General features: G+C 34.5%; 19 protein-coding genes, 1 tRNA gene and 1 pseudogene. 4 read left to right on the top strand and 17 right to left on the bottom strand.

Annotated elements, in window-relative coordinates:
* Positions 1–5: 5 nt before the first annotated feature.
* Together casB and casA are read right to left on the bottom strand one after the other, a co-directional pair.
* The gene (gene casB / locus A9G12_RS01340) at positions 6–623 is read right to left on the bottom strand and encodes a type I-E CRISPR-associated protein Cse2/CasB (RefSeq protein WP_065564084.1); all 618 of its coding nucleotides are present in this window, start codon (positions 621–623) and stop codon (positions 6–8) included.
* A gap of 26 nt (positions 624–649) precedes the next feature.
* Positions 650–2,170 carry a type I-E CRISPR-associated protein Cse1/CasA gene (casA, locus tag A9G12_RS01335; RefSeq protein ID WP_065564083.1) on the bottom strand — a complete coding sequence of 507 codons (1,521 nt, stop codon included), beginning with the start codon at positions 2,168–2,170 and terminating at the stop codon, positions 650–652.
* A gap of 252 nt (positions 2,171–2,422) precedes the next feature.
* Here casA and A9G12_RS01330 point away from each other — a divergent pair, with 252 nt between their 5' ends.
* Complete coding sequence (locus A9G12_RS01330; RefSeq protein WP_065564082.1) at positions 2,423–2,851, top strand: hypothetical protein; 429 nt, start codon at positions 2,423–2,425, stop codon at positions 2,849–2,851.
* A gap of 14 nt (positions 2,852–2,865) precedes the next feature.
* Positions 2,866–3,222: a fumarate reductase subunit FrdD gene (gene frdD / locus A9G12_RS01325; RefSeq protein ID WP_065564081.1), complete on the top strand. Its 357-nt coding sequence runs from the start codon at positions 2,866–2,868 to the stop codon at positions 3,220–3,222.
* A 60-nt stretch (positions 3,223–3,282) separates the two neighbouring features.
* Here the strand turns inward: frdD and A9G12_RS01320 are convergent, their stop codons facing one another.
* From A9G12_RS01320 to A9G12_RS01300, 5 genes are all read right to left on the bottom strand, one after another.
* The gene (locus A9G12_RS01320; RefSeq protein WP_065564080.1) at positions 3,283–4,143 is read right to left on the bottom strand and encodes a hypothetical protein; all 861 of its coding nucleotides are present in this window, start codon (positions 4,141–4,143) and stop codon (positions 3,283–3,285) included.
* 91 nt (positions 4,144–4,234) lie between these two features.
* Positions 4,235–5,959 (bottom strand): microcin C ABC transporter ATP-binding protein YejF, encoded by a 1,725-nt coding sequence (yejF, locus tag A9G12_RS01315; RefSeq protein ID WP_065564079.1) that lies wholly within the window; start codon positions 5,957–5,959, stop codon positions 4,235–4,237.
* Entirely contained in the window at positions 5,956–6,987 is a 1,032-nt protein-coding gene (locus A9G12_RS01310; protein ID WP_065564078.1) for an ABC transporter permease, read from the bottom strand. The genes yejF and A9G12_RS01310 overlap by 4 nt, the downstream gene beginning before the upstream one ends.
* Positions 6,987–8,075 (bottom strand): microcin C ABC transporter permease YejB, encoded by a 1,089-nt coding sequence (locus tag A9G12_RS01305; protein ID WP_065564077.1) that lies wholly within the window; start codon positions 8,073–8,075, stop codon positions 6,987–6,989. Before A9G12_RS01305 ends, A9G12_RS01310 begins: the two co-directional genes overlap by 1 nt.
* Before the next feature lies 1 nt (position 8,076).
* Complete coding sequence (locus A9G12_RS01300) at positions 8,077–9,912, bottom strand: extracellular solute-binding protein (RefSeq protein WP_065564146.1); 1,836 nt, start codon at positions 9,910–9,912, stop codon at positions 8,077–8,079.
* A 537-nt stretch (positions 9,913–10,449) separates the two neighbouring features.
* Here A9G12_RS01300 and A9G12_RS01295 point away from each other — a divergent pair.
* A pseudogene (locus tag A9G12_RS01295) lies at positions 10,450–10,908 on the top strand (GNAT family N-acetyltransferase); the annotation flags it as partial.
* 41 nt (positions 10,909–10,949) lie between these two features.
* Positions 10,950–13,661 carry a CRISPR-associated helicase Cas3' gene (cas3, locus tag A9G12_RS01290; protein ID WP_141674090.1) on the top strand — a complete coding sequence of 904 codons (2,712 nt, stop codon included), beginning with the start codon at positions 10,950–10,952 and terminating at the stop codon, positions 13,659–13,661.
* Between the two features lie 417 nt (positions 13,662–14,078).
* Here cas3 and A9G12_RS01285 read toward each other — a convergent pair whose 3' ends face one another.
* The 10 genes from A9G12_RS01285 to yajC all read right to left on the bottom strand — a co-directional run bounded on the left by A9G12_RS01285 (position 14,079) and on the right by yajC (position 19,452).
* Entirely contained in the window at positions 14,079–14,312 is a 234-nt protein-coding gene (locus A9G12_RS01285; RefSeq protein ID WP_065564074.1) for a Pathogenicity locus, read from the bottom strand.
* A gap of 45 nt (positions 14,313–14,357) precedes the next feature.
* Positions 14,358–14,873: a ClbS/DfsB family four-helix bundle protein gene (locus tag A9G12_RS01280; RefSeq protein ID WP_065564145.1), complete on the bottom strand. Its 516-nt coding sequence runs from the start codon at positions 14,871–14,873 to the stop codon at positions 14,358–14,360.
* 12 nt (positions 14,874–14,885) lie between these two features.
* Complete coding sequence (locus tag A9G12_RS12480; protein WP_255306341.1) at positions 14,886–15,017, bottom strand: hypothetical protein; 132 nt, start codon at positions 15,015–15,017, stop codon at positions 14,886–14,888.
* A complete protein-coding gene (locus tag A9G12_RS12600; RefSeq protein WP_442903463.1) occupies positions 15,011–15,157 on the bottom strand; it encodes a chorismate mutase in 147 nt (48 codons plus the stop codon). The genes A9G12_RS12480 and A9G12_RS12600 overlap by 7 nt, the downstream gene beginning before the upstream one ends.
* A gap of 116 nt (positions 15,158–15,273) precedes the next feature.
* Complete coding sequence (locus A9G12_RS01270) at positions 15,274–15,576, bottom strand: zinc ribbon domain-containing protein (protein WP_065564073.1); 303 nt, start codon at positions 15,574–15,576, stop codon at positions 15,274–15,276.
* A gap of 173 nt (positions 15,577–15,749) precedes the next feature.
* Positions 15,750–15,977: an endonuclease gene (locus tag A9G12_RS12595; protein ID WP_442903462.1), complete on the bottom strand. Its 228-nt coding sequence runs from the start codon at positions 15,975–15,977 to the stop codon at positions 15,750–15,752.
* 17 nt (positions 15,978–15,994) lie between these two features.
* Positions 15,995–16,070: transfer RNA gene (locus tag A9G12_RS01265), tRNA-Ala, on the bottom strand.
* Positions 16,071–16,193: 123 nt separating this feature from the next.
* Entirely contained in the window at positions 16,194–17,189 is a 996-nt protein-coding gene (gene secF, locus A9G12_RS01260; RefSeq protein ID WP_065564144.1) for a protein translocase subunit SecF, read from the bottom strand.
* A gap of 15 nt (positions 17,190–17,204) precedes the next feature.
* Entirely contained in the window at positions 17,205–19,061 is a 1,857-nt protein-coding gene (gene secD, locus A9G12_RS01255; RefSeq protein ID WP_081299611.1) for a protein translocase subunit SecD, read from the bottom strand.
* Positions 19,062–19,119: 58 nt separating this feature from the next.
* Entirely contained in the window at positions 19,120–19,452 is a 333-nt protein-coding gene (gene yajC / locus A9G12_RS01250; RefSeq protein WP_065564071.1) for a preprotein translocase subunit YajC, read from the bottom strand.
* Positions 19,453–19,568 lie beyond the last annotated feature (116 nt).

Genomic DNA, 19,568 nt, shown 5'->3' with positions numbered 1-19,568 from the left:
AGTCATTATTCCTTAGAAGTTTTTTTAGTCGAGTAGTAATCCTTTGCCCAGCGAACAGAATTACGTTTAAACGGATCGGAATTGGCGGGTAAATCATGTAGACGATCATGCCTCTCTTGTACCCATAAAAAAACACTATCAGCTAACGAAAAAAGGTTTACGCCATTGGCTCCGCGTAATTTAACGGCACGAATTAAACGACGACAAAACTCTTCATCCGTTTCACTATTTACAAGTTGCTCAAAACGGAGCTTAGATAAAAAGTTACGTTCACCACCTCGCACTTTTTCACTCAGTTGAGAAGCAAAGGGGGCATTGCTATTATTGGCTTTGGCATAAATCACCACCGCTACAAACAGCGTTAAAGCTTGATGATGAACAGTGTTTTCCGCTAAACCGCTACCTTCTGCGAAAAAGATATCAGCTAAAATCCAGTAGCCTTCCTGACTCCTTACCTCATCCAGTGATGATGCGCGGCGTAGCTCGGCACGTAACTTTAAACCATTATAGCTTTTGCCATTAAATGTGTATGACCGTTGTTGTAACAATGCAAACCACTCATTAATACACTTTTTATGGCTCTCATTTAAGATGATCTGCTTTTTGATAAAATTATCTAACATGTTATTCTCCATATTTGCAAGCAATGCTACTGGGCATCTTTTATCTTTTTAGCCTGTTTAAGTTTATTAAAATCAGTGAGTAACTTATCTCTGGCACTAATTTTAATTTCTGCAATTATTCGCTCATCTGGATTAGCAAAAGCGTTTTTATCAAAAGTTTGCGTAATATAATTGCGTAAGCTCTTAGCCCAATTAGATAAACATGTAAACCGCCCATTAGCATTATCTTTTTCCTCAATAAGTTGATTCACAAATTGATAGAATGCTGGTTCAGTCTCTTGCCAGTAGGCCATATCTACCGCGCTTGATTGTCGATTTATTGCACTCATAGCTTTGCGTAATAGCGGTAAGGTATCTTTAGCCAGTGCTAACGACAATGAAATGAGATCTTCTAAATCACTGTCAGGCTCAGCTAAAGCAGGAATGACAGGAAAAGCGTGTTCATACCAGCAACGAGCCTTCATATTGTCAAAATCATAACCAAAACACCATAATCCAAATTTTTCGGTTGATTTAAACCTACGCTGATAATGCGCGCTTACAATTTCTGCCGATTGAGTATCATTAGTGTTTATTACCATACCCAGCCAATCACGGTAGGCTAACCCTCCCGGCTGCCCTTTAATGGGTATTGATGCACCTGTTTTATTATCTTTACGATAAGGAGTTAAGGGGTGTATCCAGTCTTGATATTGAATACCATAATTTTTAGTTTGATACTGTTTAATGAGTTGCGATGAAGCTTCACCACATAAATCACAGTGACCTTGCTCGGTATGCTCAAAATCAAGTTCAATTCGACGCGGCATCCCCCAAAAAGCTTGGCAATAATTTGCTTGCAAAGGAAAGACGCTCAGATTTTTGGGTGGCTCACTGGTTTGGGTTGGTGCTAACCACGGAAAAACCAATTCATCAAATTTAGAGGGTCTCTCTTTTTTGTCGAGTGGCATAACGTTTAACCATAGCTTTTTCCATAATGGTGTTGCGGTATTTAATGCAGGCATGATTAAGGTGGTGATAGGCCCACCGCCACGCAAACTGACACGATGCCCTTGCCCACCAGAGGGAGCATTTGTTTGTAAGGTAAATAAGCTAATTACCGCACAATGGGCGCAGATTGCTTTAACAAAGTCACGTTTGATAAAGTGATCGGTATTTTTCTTTATAGCATTTTCACCCGGCGCTTCTACAAGTAAGGAGAATATGGCAACGGTATTACCGTCTAATTTAGTAAAATCTTGCATAAAAGCAGGTTTAGTTACACCAAATTGCATTGTTGATTTGGCTTGAGTAAATGCCTTATCTAATTCAGATTGTTCAATACCTTCTCGCCAATACTCCTGCCATTGATCGTGATCTTCGGGAAAAAAGGTAGTTTGCAATAAACCGATAAGAAACTGGTAGGCGGCGCCTTGAAAATCTGAACGAAAGTAAGCGATATCAGAAATAGTTTCATCAATAAGCTCACTGGGTTTAATCTTGCTGTGATGACCATCAAAATGAATCACCGGGATCCATTTTTCATCTAAAAGAGATAAAGAAGACAAGTTAACTCCTCCTTGAACAAAACTAATAATTTATCGGTACCGCTTATCAATATAACTGATTTTAAATCTATTATATATACACAAAATAAAATATGACGCACATTATGCGAAGCTTTATATTATTAAAAACCGATATTATTACGCGATTTAATTTAGCAACCTAAAATAGGTTTACCACTACAATGTAAGTGCAATACTAACCTTTAGCCATGAATGAAGTTGCACAAATATAAAAGTAACATTGAGAGATTTATGAATCCAAAAAATAATGATAAATATCCAATTAGTGATTATCAAGGTAATTGTAATAACCTTAATATTCTTCAACCCGAAACAAAGTCCTTACGGTTGATTATTATCATGCGAAGGTTAATTCCATTTGCTATGATTTGGGTGAGCCTAGTGTTAATGTTTGGCGTTATTTGCATGTACACCAATGCAATGGGGCAAGATGAATTTTATCGCTTTATCTTTTTTTTACATAATCCAATTGTTGTTGCGCTCAATAGTTTGGCACTATTAATTGCTTTATTACACTCAATACTATGGTTTAATTCAACAACTAAAATAGCATCTTTAAATCAGGGTAATCAAAAATCACGAGCATGGTTAATCTCTGCTTTTTTATGGATCGTAACAATAGCAATATCGATTTATTTACTTCTATTGGTATTAAAATAAGTGGTATTTAAATAATGAAAAATCAACAATCAGAAAATAAACAATCAAATAGTACAGTTGCTAAAGGATTATTTGTACTTGGTGGGACTTGGGCGGCAATCTTTTCACCAATTGTAATTGCTATTATGGCGTTTATTATTCCATATGGTAATGCACTTAGCCGTTCTTATATTCTTAAATTAGTTAATACTGATCTTGGTAGAGTATTTTTATTACTTATGATTTCACTGCCAATCTGGTTTGGATTACCCAAAATATTAACTATATTGAGTGAATTTAAAATTTATCCTAAACGCGGGAAATTTCTTATTTATGCCTTGGCACTCGCTTGGACAGCTCACGCAATTTACATATTATTTATACGAGTTTAAATTAACTTAATTCCATAAAAAATAGCGTTATCAAACATAACGCTATTGTAATTAGGACAACTAATAATAGGTCAGTTCTCTAGTAATACTAATATGTTTATTGTCTTGGTTTGCCTTTACTTTACTTGCTGAAAGCCAATCATTTTTATCGTTAAAATCAAAAAATTTGGTCGTATATTGAGTCGCATCTTTACGAGCAAATAAGAACGACGATTGAATAGTGTTAATGCGTTTATTATCATCGAATTGATATAAGAAAGCCGTTTCATTTTTCATGTTATTACTAAAATCATATAAAACATGCGCTAATTGATCTTCTTTATATTCGAAAGTATATTTTGATGCCCCATTTTGATTTGTACCAGTAAATTTACCATTGGCATTAATTTCTTTAAGTTGCCATTGAACATTCTTATTAATCAAGCAACTGTTATTGTCATAATGGTAAGTATCGGTTTCCACAAAGACAAAATCTAAAGCTTTTTTAGTTTGTAGTGACTGCATAATTCTACCTTGATCGTCAGTAGTAAATTGCACGATACTAGTAGTTTTATCCTCTACATCTTCAATAATATTTTCCCAACCTGTAGTATTTTTATGCAAGTGTTCGGAATAAAGTCGTTGATTTTGTCCTGAGTACAGATCATATTTACTTTGGGAAATTAATCCATTGCGATCGTATTGTAGTGTTTGCTTAGCTGTTGCAGTAACACCCTTTCCATCAATTGACGTATTAATAGTTCTAGTTTCTTGCTTAATTCCCTTCACAGGGGTGTCGATAAAATCGAGTATCTGGAAAATATAATTATTTGATGAAACAATATTTTCACCGACTTCATTACTGCAAGTAAGCGCTAACACATTAATTGAGAAAAGTGATAGGCATGGTGTTAATAAAAAAGCTAAAGTTCGTTTGTTCATAATAACTCGCTAACCTAATTAATCTATTTATTAAAAATAATATTATCTTAATATCAGTATATTAAAACCCTATATAATTTTCATGGAAATCTTACTTTTTCCGCATTAATAAAGCATCAGCCCAATTGACCTCTTCATCTTGTTTTTTATTCTCTTTTAAATCTTCTTTTGGTTCTACTTTAGCTACTTTATCAACATGAATAAGTGTCTTTGTTTTTGGTTTTGGCGGTTTATCCAAAAAAGATAATAATGCTTTCGTATAATCCGTGTCTGGCGAATAAAAGATTTTTTCACGTGAGCCTTGCTCAATAATTTTACCGTCTTTCATTACTACAACTTGATGGCACAATGAATAAACTACTGATAAATCATGACTAATAAATATATAACTCAATTGATGTTTTTCTTGTAATGATTTGAACAAATTGATGATTTGTCGTTGAATTGTGTAATCAAGTGATGAAGTCGGTTCATCTAAAATCAATAGTTCCGGTTGTAAAATAAGAGCTCTAGCAATAGCTATACGTTGCCGTTGTCCACCAGAAAACTCCGTTGGATAACGGAAACGCATATCAGGCTCTAAGCCCACTTCTTGCATAATATCAATAACGGCTTTTTCACGTTCCGCTTTGTTTAATTTTTTATGAGTAACTAATCCCTCACTAATTATCTGCTCCACATTAAAACGTGGATTAAGTGAAGAAAATGGGTCTTGAAATACCACTTGGATACGGCTACGAAATGGCAACAGTTTTTTTCCACTCAGATTTTGTATTGGATGACTATCAAATAAAATGTCTCCTCGCGATTTAAGCAACCGTAAAATAGCTAGAGCTGTCGTACTCTTACCTGATCCTGATTCACCAACAATACCAACTGTTTCACCTTGATGGACAGCAAACCCTATATTGTCAACAATCCTCTTTTTTTCTGTACCAAATAGGTGTTTTTTACCTGTCACTTCAACCTTAAGATGGTTAACATTTAGTAATATTCCCGGAATATCAGGTAACGGTACCGGATCACCGGTGGGTTCAGAATTTAATAATGTTTTAGTATATTCATGTTCTGGACGTAAAAATATACGTTGCCGATTATTACACTCAACAATTTGCCCTTGTTGCATTATCGCAACTTTATCAGCTAACTTTTTGACAATACTTAAATTATGAGAAATAAACAACATACTCATGTTGAGTTCATTTTTTAGCTCTTTAAGCAACTGAATGATTTGTGCCTGTACTGATACATCCAATGCAGTTGTCGGTTCGTCAGCAATTAATAATTTTGGATGAGTCAAAATTGCCATTGCAATCATTATCCGTTGCCTTTCACCTCCAGATAATTGGTGCGGATAAGCCGCTAATTTATTTTTAGGCTGTTTAATCCCCACTCGATCTAGATATTGCAAAATCTCACCACGAGCAGCATTACGGCGCATCCCTCGATGCAATGATAAAACCTCATACAACTGTTTTTCAACCGTATGCAATGGATTAAGTGACACCATAGGTTCCTGAAAAATCATACTAATCTGGTTACCACGGACTTTTCGTAACTCTTTTTCTGATGTATTAAGCAAAGATTTTTCTGCAAACAAAATATCACCAGTTGGATAAGTAACTTGCTCTTTAGGTAGTAAGCGTAATATCGAAAGCGCAGTCACACTTTTACCTGAACCTGATTCACCAACTAATGCTAGGGTTTCTTGCTCATTAATATCAAAACTGATATTACTTACAACTTGTAATTGCTCTTTTGCATTTTTTGTAAATGCAATACTTAAATCCTGAATCGATAATAAAGGAGAACTCATCGATACCCTCCTTTGTTAGGATCGAATGCATCTCTTACTGCTTCGCCAATAAATATTAATAATGACAATAAGGTAGCAATAATTAAAAATGAACTAATACCTAGCCATGGTGCTTGTAAATTATTTTTCCCTTGTAGCAATAAACGACCAAGTGAAGGAGAATCAATCGGTAACCCATAGCCTAAAAAATCTAGTGAAGTCAAAGTAGTAATTGAACCGCACAAAATAAATGGTAAAAAAGTTAATGTTGCAACCATTGCATTAGGTAGCATATGGCGGAACATAATTTTACTATCGCTAACCCCCATGGCTTTTGCTGCGCGAATATAATCAAAATTACGGGTACGTAAAAATTCAGCACGCACAATACCCACTAAAGCCATCCAGCCAAAAAGAACTACAATACCAAGTAACCACCAAAAATTAAGAGGTAAAATACTGGCTAATAGAATAATCACAAATAACTCCGGTAGACCACTCCAGATTTCAATCAGCCTTTGCCCGATTAAATCAACTTTACCACCATAATAACCTTGAATAGCGCCGATTATCACCCCAATAATTGAGGTAATGAAGGTTAGAAAAATAGCAAATAACATTGAGACTCGGAAACCATACAAAATATTAGCTAACACATCAAAACCGGCATCGGTGGTGCCTAACCAGTGAGTTGTCGATGGCGGCGTTGGGAAAGTGCTTGGAGTATCAGCAATTAATGTATTGTAACTATAGCGAAATGGTGGCCATAAGATCCAGCCATTAGCCTCGATTTTACTTTGGATTGCGGGATCTAAATAATTAGTTTGGGTGGCAAACTGCCCACCAAATTCAGATTCAGGATAGAAATGAAAAATTGGTGAATAGTAATTATCTTGATATTTAATAAAAATAGGTCGGTCATTAACGATAAAATCTGAAAACAGACTAATTACAAAAAAAATCAAGAATAGCCACAAAGAATAATAACCACGGCGATTATGTTTAAATCGTTGCCAACGTTGCTGATTAATAGAATAGTTTGTGGTCATCAGTTGCGAACCTCAAAATCAATACGCGGATCAATCATCATATAAGATAAATCAGATAACAATTTAGTTATAAGTCCAATTAAGGTAAAGATATACAGGGAACCAAAAATTACCGGATAATCACGCTGAATAATGGCTTCATAGCCTAATAGTCCAAGTCCATTAAGTGAAAAAATAATTTCAATCAATAACGAACCAGTAAATAAAATTCCAACAAACGCAGCAGGAAAGCCTGAGATAATTAATAAAGTGGCATTACGAAATACATGTTTATACAAAATCTGCCGTTCAGTTAATCCTTTGGCTCGTGCAGTAATAACATATTGTTTGCGAATTTCATCTAAAAATGAGTTTTTAGTCAACATTGTTAATGATGCAAAACCACTAACTACCATAGCTATAGTTGGTAAACAAATATGCCAAGCATAGTCTTTAACTTTACCCCATAAGTCCAGTTGTTCAAAATGGTTAGAAACCAATCCGCGTAATGGGAAAATATCCCAATAACTACCACCAGCAAATAATACGATTAGTAATACTGCCAATAAAAAAGGTGGTATGGCATAACCAATAGTAATCAGAGTACTTGACCAAAAATCAAAAGTTGAACCATCTTTAACTGCTTTACGAATACCTAAAGGAATTGAAATTAAATAAACAATTATGGTACTCCAAAGCCCTAAAGAAATTGAAACAGGTAAACTTTTAGCAATTAAACCTAGTACCGATTCATTTTTAAAAAAACTATTACCAAAATCAAAAACCACATATTTTTTAAGTGTTTCCATATAACGTTCAATAATTGGTTTATCAAAACCATATTGTTTTTCTATCATTGCCACAATTTGAGGATCAAGTCCACGTGAACCCCGATAATTAGATTCATTTTTAGGTTGTTGTAATGGTACCGCAGAGCTATCACCTCCGGGTAATAATCCCTGACCAGTTTGTGGACCGTTCTCAATGATAGATAGTGCTTGATCAACTGGACCGCCAGGTGCTACTTGCACAATGAAAAAGTTAATCGTTAAAATCACAAATAGTGTAGGAATAATCAATAATAAGCGACGAATAAGATAATTTAGCATATTAATGTTCCCGATTCTTTGATAAGTTAGCTACTTTATTGGCATCATACCACCAACTATCAATGCCAATACCATAAATCGGTTTTATAGCTGGCTGACCAAATTTGTTCCAAAATGCGTAATAAGTTTTACTGTTATACCACATCGGGATCATTGGATATTCTTGAGTTAATATTCTATCTAGTGCCCGTCCGAGCGGAATTAATTCTTCTTGGTTGTCCACATTCTTAATGATCTCTACAATGAGATTATCAATGGCCTCATTGTGTAAACCTGAACCATTCCAAGATGAATTAAGGTATTGGCTACCCCAACTGATCATTAAGTTTGAATTTGGGTAATTCACCGCATAATAATTACGTGGCGCCATATCATAATCTCGTTCACGCAAGCGACGAATAAATTGCGCATGATCCAAGGTTGTAATTTTCATGGTGATCCCTAAACGAGCCAAATTTTGCTGAAAAGGAATAGCATATTTAATATCATCCCCAAGATCAGCAATCAGTTCAAATTCAAAAGGCTGCTGTGTTTTAACATCGACAAGTTTCCCCTCTTTAATAATCCACCCAGCTTGGTTTAATAGTTCACTAGCTTTCAGTAAATTGTCACGGTTAAACCCCGTGCCATCACTTTTAGGTACATAATAAGCATTATCAAACACACGTTCAGGAACAATATGCTTATAAGGTATCAACCATTTCAATTCTTGTTCAGTAGGTTTGCCTATCGCTGCATAAATGGTATTTTCAAAAAAGCTGTAAGGCCTTTTATAACTCTCATAATAAAAAGCATGATTTAACCATTCAAAATCAAAAGCTAAAGTTATTGCTTCGCGAATTTTAATATCTTTAAATAGATCTTTTTGCAAATTGAAAGCTAACCACTGACTATCTGTAGCTGTTTGTACTGGTTTTTCTTGCTTTATAATCTCGTTGGCATCAAAATATTTACCTTCATATTGAGTAAACCAATTTTTAGGTTGGGATTCGCCACGAAAATCGTATTCTCCTGCCTTAAATGCCTCCAAAGCAATACTGTTGTCCATGTAGTACTCAATACGCTTTTCATCAAAATTATATAAGCCTTTATTAATTGGCAAATTAGTCGCCCAGTAATTAGGGTTACGCTTGTAAACCACATATTGTCCCATCTTATAGTCACTAATATAGTAAGGACCACTACCAATTGGTGGAGTGCTAATTGGTTCCGAAAAATCATGATCTTGCCAAAAATGTTTGGGAATAACTGGTATATTACCAACAAAAGAAAGTAATTTTTCGCGGTCAGTAGCTGGCAAATCAATACGTACTCGATTACTACCTATTGCTTTAACTGTTACCCCTTGATTGTAGACTCGATATTGAGGAACTCCTTCAGTCATAAATTTATGAAAGGTAAAAGCCACATCTTCAGCGGTGATCGGTTTACCATCTTGAAAACGCGCATCGGGGTTAATGGTAACTTCCGCCCAACGATAACTATCTGAATAAGTTATCGAAGTAGCAATAAGTGGATAAAAGCTAGTAATATCATCAGCGGTATTAGTAAAAAGAGTATCGTACAGAGAGGCTGAATTTCGTTCAGGAACACCTCGACTAGCAAATCGATTAAAATTATCAAAATTACCTATTTCAGCTAATTTTATGGTTCCACCTTTATAAGCATTGGGATTAGCATACTCAAGATGGTCAAAATCATCGGCATATTTAGGCTCACCCAATAATGAAAACACTTTTTGATGATAAATTTTCTCTGTTGTTTGATGTAAACCTGTGCTTGCAGATGATGAAATTGGTTCCGTTGTATCTATTGCTGGTTGTGGTTCAGATGACATTGGTGTTGCTTGATCAGCATAAACAGGCACAGAAAAAATGACTAAGCCACTCAGACAACTAAGTAGGAACAATGCTAGTATTTTTTGTTTAATCTGTTCAATCATCCTAATTTAATTCCTGTTTTATCAAATACTCAGTGTCAACTGCGCTTAATCTTCCACCTAAAATTTATTACTACCCATTTATTGACGATGTTATTTTTACTAATTAAGTTGTCTATTTTGCCAAACTTCAATCGAATGAGCAAAACCTAATTAACAATCTTAAAAATAAGTTATAGTATTACTATAAACAATCGCTTTACATTATTAATATTCAAGCGTTTCAAGGCACAAAAAATTAACTCACCTTGTGTGAAAATGTTTCAGGGGCACATAATACTTTAGTATATAATTAAATCATAACATGCTAAATTCCTTGAGTTAAAATTAGACTTTATTTTTAAAGAAAAGAAGTTATATTAATTAATAAAAAACATCCGCGATACTACTAAATTAGCGGTTGATGGGTTATAAACAAATTAGAGGCAAAAAATGATTAAAATTGTCCCATTTCAAGCTTGTTATCAAGCAATGTTTAGATCATTAAATGAAGAGTGGATCAAAAATTACTTCGAAATGGAAGAATCAGACTACAAAGCACTGGATAACCCGCAAGAATATATTCTGGATAATGGAGGGCACATCTTTATTGCTCTATTAGAAAATATACCTGTTGGTAGCTGCGCTTTAATTAAAATAAATAGTAACAATTATGATTATGAGTTAGCCAAAATGGCAGTATCACCTAAAGCGCAAGGGAAACAAATCGGCTTTCTTTTAGGAAAAACAGCCTTAGATAAGGCGAAAGAACTCGGCGCTAAAAAAATCTATTTAGAAAGTAACACCAAATTAAAACCAGCAATAGGACTTTATCGAAAACTTGGGTTTAAAGAAATCACTGGGTATTCATCCCCTTATCAACGTTGTGATATACAAATGGAATATATATTGTAATAACTATCTTCCTAACTAAACATAGTATCAGGAGCTAAATTTTGTTAACAGCGCCGTTTTATCAATATTGGGGAAAATGTCATCAAGGTGATCAAACTGCTTGCTACCATTTACTCGCTTATCATAATTTAGATGTCGCTGCATGTGGGTATCAACTAGTTAAACATAACTACTTTAACTCAGCTGAACTTTTTGAACAAATCGGTTTTCAAACCGATGAAAATGAAAAAGCGGCATCATGGTTTGCTTACTTTTTAGCATGGCATGATATTGGTAAATTTGCCAACGGTTTTCAACAATTATTCAAACATAACTTTCCACAATTAATTGCCGCTGATCATAGCAAGCAATACCTTACCAGACATGATTCACTTGGTTTTTGGCTATGGCGGGACTTTCTCATAAACCAAAATGAAATCTTTTTTGACAATTATGATGAAAAAATTGACTCCACACTAGATACTTGGTTGTTAATCATGACTGGACATCATGGTAAACCACCAGAATTACAAAATGTTTATGGTTCATTAGCTTTTACTAAACAGGATAAACAAGCATCATTAGCTTACCTCAAAGCAATAAATCAATTATTTTTGACAGAACATAAATTAGAACAATATCCACCTTACTTTTTTGATAAAAAACTAAGGAAAAAATTCAAACGAGTAAGTTGGTTATTCGCGGCAATAACGGTAATAAGTGACTGGCTCGGTTCGAATGAACAATACTTCCCATTTTGCTCTGAAATCATGCCGTTATCGGAGTATTGGTATAAACACGCCATGCCTCAGGCCGAAAAAGCCATAGCAACGCTACCTAAATCATCACCAATGATCCCATTCAAAGATATCGCAACGTTATTTCCCTTTATTGAAAAACCAACACCATTACAACAACATGCCTTATCTTGTCCGATTACAGATAAAGGCGCCGAGCTATTTATTTTAGAAGATGTCACCGGAGCTGGCAAAACTGAAGCATCAATGATTTTAGCTCACCGTCTCATGTCCGCGCAAAAAGCCCGCGGCATTTATATTGCTTTACCTACTATGGCAACAGCTAATGCGATTTATCAACGCATGGCAAGTGTTTATGGGCAGTTATATCAAGCAGATAACCATCCGTCATTAGTGTTAGCGCATGGTGCAAGCCATATGAACCCACACTTTAATCAATCGATATTAACTAAAGATGATAATAGTCAACAACAATATAAAAACGATGAACCAAGTATTATTGCCGAGTGTAATGAATGGTTTGTTGATAGCCGAAAAAAATCGTTACTAGCTGAAGTGGGTGTCGGTACGCTTGATCAAGCCCTTATAGCCGTTTTACCATTTAAACATCAAACATTACGGTTATTAGGTTTACAACATAAATTACTTATTTTAGATGAAATCCATGCTTATGATAGTTACATGATTAAATTGCTAGAAATTCTATTAAATTATCATGCCATGCAAGGTGGTAGTGCTATTATTCTTACCGCAACATTACCTACTTTTTTACGTGATAAATTACTTAATGCTTTTTATCAAGGATTAACAGCAAGTAATGAAGGTTTAACAATCAATCAACAAGCACCCTTCCCATTAATGACACAACTCAATCATAATGGACTCATTGAACAAGCTTTACCAACCCGAGATGAAGTCAAAAGGCAAGTGAAAATTGATTGGATTACTGATATTGACTCAGGTATCGATAAAATCAAACAAACAATACAACAAGGCAAAATCATTTGTTGGATCAAAAATAGTGTCCAAGATGCTATTGATTTATATCAGCAACTACAACTGAAATTAAATCTAGATACTGATAGTATCTTGCTGTTTCATAGTCGTTTTGCATTTTGTGATCGATTAGCGATCGAAGAAAAAACATTGTACTGGGCTGGCAAAACCTCAAATCATGACATCCGTCACGGAAAAGTTATTATTGCTACGCAGGTGATTGAACAATCATTAGATCTCGATTTTGACGAGATGATTAGTGATATTGCTCCTATTGATTTATTGATCCAACGAGCAGGACGCTTACAAAGACACGTTCGAGATCAACAGGGAAATATCAAACCTTCTGATAAACATATACAAGCTAATGATGATCGCGGTCAACCGATAATTACTATTTTAGCACCGATATGGCAAGATAATCCTAATGAAGATTGGCTAAATAGTCCTATTTTTCGTAATACTAGTTATGTGTACTCCAATCATGCACTATTATGGTTAACTCAACAAACACTTAAACAATTAGGTTATATTAAAATGCCTGAAGATGCGCGGTTATTGATTGAATCGGTCTATAATCAAGAGATTGAACCACCAAGTGGTTTACAAAATAGTTTTTATGATGCAGAAGGAAAAAAACTCAGTCAAGCATCTATAGCTGAACACAATACATTAAATTTTGAAAACGGTTACTGCCGAGGAAGTCATGATATATGGCAAAATAATATGGAGATTTCAACTCGCTTAACAAGTGATAATGTTGATATTTATCTTGCATATATCGAACAAGATACAATTATGCCATATTCAACAAATAGTAATTATGCTTGGGAACAAAGTCGTTTGACATTGAATAAAAGAAAATGGTTAAAAGTAGAACGTAATATCCCACAGCTTGACGAAAACCGTTTAGAAAAACTTAGAAAACAGATTCACCGCCCCAATGCTATTATCATCTTAATTGAAAAAGACAAAACCGCATTATTTTACTCAAAAGAACTAGGATTTTATGCCAATTAATGCTTAAATTTTAATACTATAACAATCAAATTTTTTCTCAATATTTATGATTAAAAAATCAGCTAAAAATTTGGTAGAATTTTGGCTCCTCCTATTTTAATTATAAAACAATAGGTTATAATTGGTCTGTTCCCTATACACATAGGGATAAACCGCGTTTAATTGATAAATACCAGGATTCATCAGATCTGTTCCCTATACACATAGGGATAAACCGAATCTGATTTAATTGCGAGTGATGATCGCTCCCTGTTCCCTATACACATAGGGATAAACCGATTGTAAAAAATATTCAGGAATGTATACCGTTTCATTTAATATACTTATAGGATCCGACAAAATACTTAGTTACCAGATTTTGAAAAAATAAAGGCTATAAAACGCTTTAAATTGATACCAGAGAAGAATTCAAAACAACTATGCTTGTTTAACCAATGTTAAAATATTTAAAATAGCGGTTTTGGCTTGATGGCTATTTTTCCAACAGCTAGATCCGGTTAGTAATGCACCTTTGTTAAGAATTTCTTCTAATGAAGAGTTGCGTAATTTAGCAAAGGAATCGAGTTCCATTTGTTCAAGGCGCTCGATTATTTTGGCTCCAACAAACTTTAATGCCGCCAGTTGATTATATTCCTGTTCTGAAAAAGCCATAATTTCCCTCTTTAACAATGTTGAAATAAACTGTTTAAAATTATCTCAAATTGCGGTATGTAATTTTTTCCATTTCCTGATTTTGGTTCTAAATGATTTAAAAGGTGCGACTGAATTAATGTGAATAAACTTCGCAACAGTCCAAGCTTCAGGATAGGGTTTAGTCCAATTACGATCATCTTTAGTAAAGAGTGTCGTTTCACTTAAAGACTCAATCCAATTATTCCATATTTTAATTTGTTGTTTAAATGACAAGATTAACTCTTGTAACGATAAACTTTGATAGGTTTTATAAAATTCATGATAGAGATCACCTAAGCGATTCCATTTATAACCAGGAGCCGGTAATATTGGATTTTCACCAGCCAGTTCTTGATCATCCCAAGATTTAACTAAATTTAACCAACCAAGTTGATAAGCAAGCATTTGTGAGGGTGTTCGATCGACGCCGTCAACTAAAACATCTTTTTGCGACTCAGGGATCGAACTAAATTCATCGATAAATAATTGAGCCGTTTTATTAATTTCAGTTAATAACTGCTGTTTATTAGTATATCCCATGGGCAAACTCACTTATTTTTCTTTATTATTGAAATGCTTTAATTCTTCATTAATAAAATATCTAACCAAATCGGCATAAAGGTCTTTAATAATATCACCATTTAATCCTAACTCAATAGCCCACTGTTTGCGTTGTTCTAGCATACTATTAAAACGCTCTTTGGCTTGAACTTCGGTAGTATTTTTTTGAATTTACTTGCAGCTTTCACATAGGTAAATCGAGTCGCCAATAGTTGAATAACACTATGATCAATGTTATCGATTTCAGTACGAATTTCCGTCATATTAAGGCATTGTTCTGGTGTTTTCATAAGATTATGTTTCCTAGTGATGACTTGTAATTGTGCTTAAATTAATTAGCAAAAACTATTTTTGACACAATTATTTACATTAATGAATATTATTCACAAAATAGTTTTTTAAATTCCTCATCGGAAAGCATTTCACCTTTTAAGCAAGCTGATGGATTATTTTTCCAATAAGGAAGCAACGTCATATTTTTTCTAACTATTTTTTCAGCATATTCTTTAGGGTAGTTTTCTTCATTTATAAAATACTCAACGCCACCTTTAAAAATATCTTCACATGACTTTACTTTTTTTTGGTCATCAACACAGTAAATACAAAAATCACCATTCGAATTATGGAGCGCTATAAATTCTTCTTTTTCAAGAGGCATTGAACAAGCTACACAAAATTTCATCTTTACGTCCTTATATAGTTAATAGATTAAATTAATTGTTTTAATATAAAATTATATACATAGTAGCATTGATTTTTTAGTGTGAAAATTAATTCATTATTTTAGTGGATAGGGTATTTTATTAATGCGAATAATAAAATACCCTATCCACTAAAGCTAAATCTTGGCATTGTTCATCTACACCTTTCAGTAACAAATTTATTATTATTACCCTGAATTTCCGTTAACAATTCATTACGCCCACACTCCCATACACTCAGTTTATACATACTATCCCACATGTGCATCAAATCTCTTTCTGATTCTAATAAATTAATTTTGTATTTATCGGACATATAAATATATGTATAAGCTATAGTGCCACATATCTGTTCTCTCGGTTGAAATTTGCGAGCTAATATGGATTGGGATAGTGAATTGGTGGAGCCAAGGGGGATCGAACCCCTGACCTCAACGCTGCCAGCGTTGCGCTCTCCCAGCTGAGCTATGGCCCCAATAGAAAGTGTGAAACTGCGGCTAATAATATGCAACAACATGATAACTGTCAATCTATTTGATACTAGTTGTTTAAAATGCGATCAAATAAACTCTGCCACTCATCGGCAGAGTTTAACTAATTACCTTAAAATAGAAGGTTGATCTGCACCTTCAGCTTCAACTTTAGGTGGCATAAAGTGTTCGCGCTTGACACCTAGTTTAAGTGACATATAAGCAGCAACATAGATAGAAGAGATAGTACCAAGTAAAATTCCTACGCCTAATGTTTCCGAGAACCCTTTTAACATAGAACCACCAAAGATATATAAAATAATAACTACCGCTAGTGTCGTTCCTGAGGTCATTAAAGTTCGATGTAATGTTTGGGTCAATGAAATATTAATTACATCATAAGGTGAAGCTCGACGAATTTTTCTAAAATTCTCTCGGATACGGTCAAATACTACGATGGTATCATTAAGTGAGTAACCTATTATCGATAACATTGCCGCAATAATTGTCAGATCTAGCTCTCTATCAAATAGCGATAAATAACCAGCAGTGATCACAACGTCATGGGCTAATGCCACTACAGCTCCTGTACCAAATCGCCATTCAAAACGGAAGGCAATATAGATCAAAATACAGACTAGCGCGGCACAAATTGCCAAGATACCATCTTGTGCAAGTTCGGCACCTACTGTCGGGCCAACAAATTCAATACGTTTGATTTGAGCATCTGCATCAATGTCTTTATGAATTAGATTAGATATTTTAGTACCTAAAGCATTATCTATCACCGATGAAACATTACCATCTTCTTGTTTAGCTGCAGCCAAACGAATAATGATATCTTTACTACTACCATAATATTGCACAATTGGCTCATGGTACCCGGCGTCACGTAAACTGTTACGTAAGTCATCGAGATTCACTGATTTAACTACGGTTAATTCAACGGTAGTACCGCCGGTAAAATCTTGGCCTAAGTTAAAACCTTTGACAAAGATCACTACAAATGAGGCGACAACTAATAACATTGAAATAACAAAAGCAATAAAACCAAACTTCAAAAAGTCGAGGACTCTGCGACCATGATTCAGCTCTCTAACATCATGATTTTCTTTTTTATTAATAATCACAATAAACCTCTAAATTGATAACTTATTGACACGACGGCCGCCATAAATCAAGTTGGCTAGTGCTCGCGTACCTACAATCGAAGTAAACATTGATGTTACAATACCAATGCCTAAAGTAATCGCAAAACCTTTTATTGAGCCGGTTCCAACAGCATAAAGAATAACTGCTGTGATTAATGTGGTTAAATTGGCATCAAAAATACTACTCCATGCACCCGCATAACCTTCATTAATTGCATGTTGCACTCCGCGACCATTACTCAGTTCTTCTTTGATACGTTCATTTATTAATACGTTAGCATCAACTGCCATACCAACAGTCAACACAATCCCGGCAATTCCTGGCATACTTAGTGTTGCCCCCGGCAATAAAGACATAGCGCCAACAATTAAAATTAAGTTAGCAACTAAGGCTAAGCTAGCGAATAGACCAAATAATCGATACATAGCTAACATAAAGATAACTGAAACCAATAAGCCCCATAAGCAAGATTCCAAACCTTGAGTAATATTTTCTTGACCCATTGATGGCCCAACAGTCCGTTCTTCAATAATTTGAATCGGCGCAATTAATGCCCCTGCTCGTAACAACAGAGATAAATTTTTAGCTTCATCTACATTACTAATACCGGTTACTTGGAAGCGATCACTAAAGATACCTTGAATAGTAGCAACATTAATAATTTGTTCCTGTTTTTCTAGAATTGGCTTGTCATTTTCATCACGTTTGCCGGTGTCTTTATATTCAACAAATAATGTGGCCATAGATTTATGCAGATTTTTCTGAGTAAAATCTAACATGGTTTTACCACCTGCACCATCAAGGGTAATAGCGACTTCTGGTTGGCTATATTCATTTACTCTGAAGGAAGAATCAGTAATATGATCGCCGGTCAAAACAATACGCTTATACAACAAAACAGGACGACCATTAGCCATATATTTAATTTCTGAACCATAAGGTACTCGCATATCACCATTTAGCATAGCGGGTAAATTAGCGGTATTGTCTTCATTTACTTGTCTAAACTCTAGTGTTGCTGTAGCCCCTAAAATTCGCTTAGCTAAAGCGGTATCCTGAATACCTGGTAATTCTACTACGATTCGATCTGAACCTTGACGTTGGACTATTGGTTCAGCTACGCCTAACTGATTTACACGATTACGTAAAATTGTAGTATTTTGTTGTACAGCATCATTTTTTGCTTGTTGTAATCGCTGTTCACTTATATTAAGTACAATACTATTTTCGCTTTGAGAAGCAACGTTGAAATCCTGTAAACCATTAATTTTAGTAATTGCTTTATTGCGATCTTCTGTATTCTCAAATTGCATAACAATTTGCTGATTACTATCTTTTGCAACAGATTTGTATTTTAATTTACTGTTAGTAAACTCAACTTTTAAATTTTCAATAGACTGTTCAGCTAGTTTACTTAAAGCAGTTGTCATATCCACTTCCATTAAAAAGTGAACACCACCACGTAAATCAAGCCCCAATTTCATTGGTTCTGCACCGAATATGGTAAGCCAAGCTGGAGTTGCGGGAGCTAAATTTAAGGCAACAATATAAGTGTCACCTAATTCTTCAGAAATTAGTTCTTTGGCTTTTAGCTGTGTATCATTATCACCAACACGAATTAAAATAGATTTGTTTTCAAATACAAATGACTTAGGTTCTATATTATTATCAGTCAGTAGTTTTTTAATTTTATCTTGTGTGGTTACAGTAATTTCAGAACCCGGTGAACCGGATATTTGTATAGCAGGATCTTCACCATAAATATTTGGAAGTGCATAAAGTAGGCCGGCGCAAATCACGACGACCAACATTATATACTTCCACAAAGGATAGCGGTTTAACACGACATATTCTCTTGTGGGTTAGGTAATTAACACAATGAACTATAACAAGATTATCTTATTATAGTGATTTCATTGTTCCTTTTGGTAACACTGATGTAATAAAGTCTCGCTTAATTACTACTTCAGTAGAATCATTTAACTCTAACGCAATATAACCATTTTCGTTAACTTTAGATACACGACCAACTAAACCACCATTAGTTAACACTTCGTCACCTTTGGAAATAGCAGACATAAGTTCACGATGAGCTTTAGCACGTTTTTGTTGTGGGCGCATAATCATAAAATAGAAAAATAAGCCAAATACTACCAACATGATAGGTAAGAAATAAGGATTGCTTTCAGTTGCTTGACCAGCGTCTGCATACGCTTTAGAGATAAAAAAGTCCATACTTGTCCTCTTAATTCAAATTTACTTTTTAAAGTTCGAAATTATAACACAATAAATGAATCTAATATTAACTATTTATTGTAAAAATGTTTCAGGAGTGGCATACGTTTAAGTAT

This window comes from Gilliamella sp. wkB112 (assembly GCF_001690685.1).
GTDB lineage: Bacteria > Pseudomonadota > Gammaproteobacteria > Enterobacterales > Orbaceae > Gilliamella > Gilliamella apicola_J.
The sequence above is the reverse complement of the archived record's forward strand: the minus strand, read 5'-3'. Positions and strand labels throughout refer to the sequence as shown.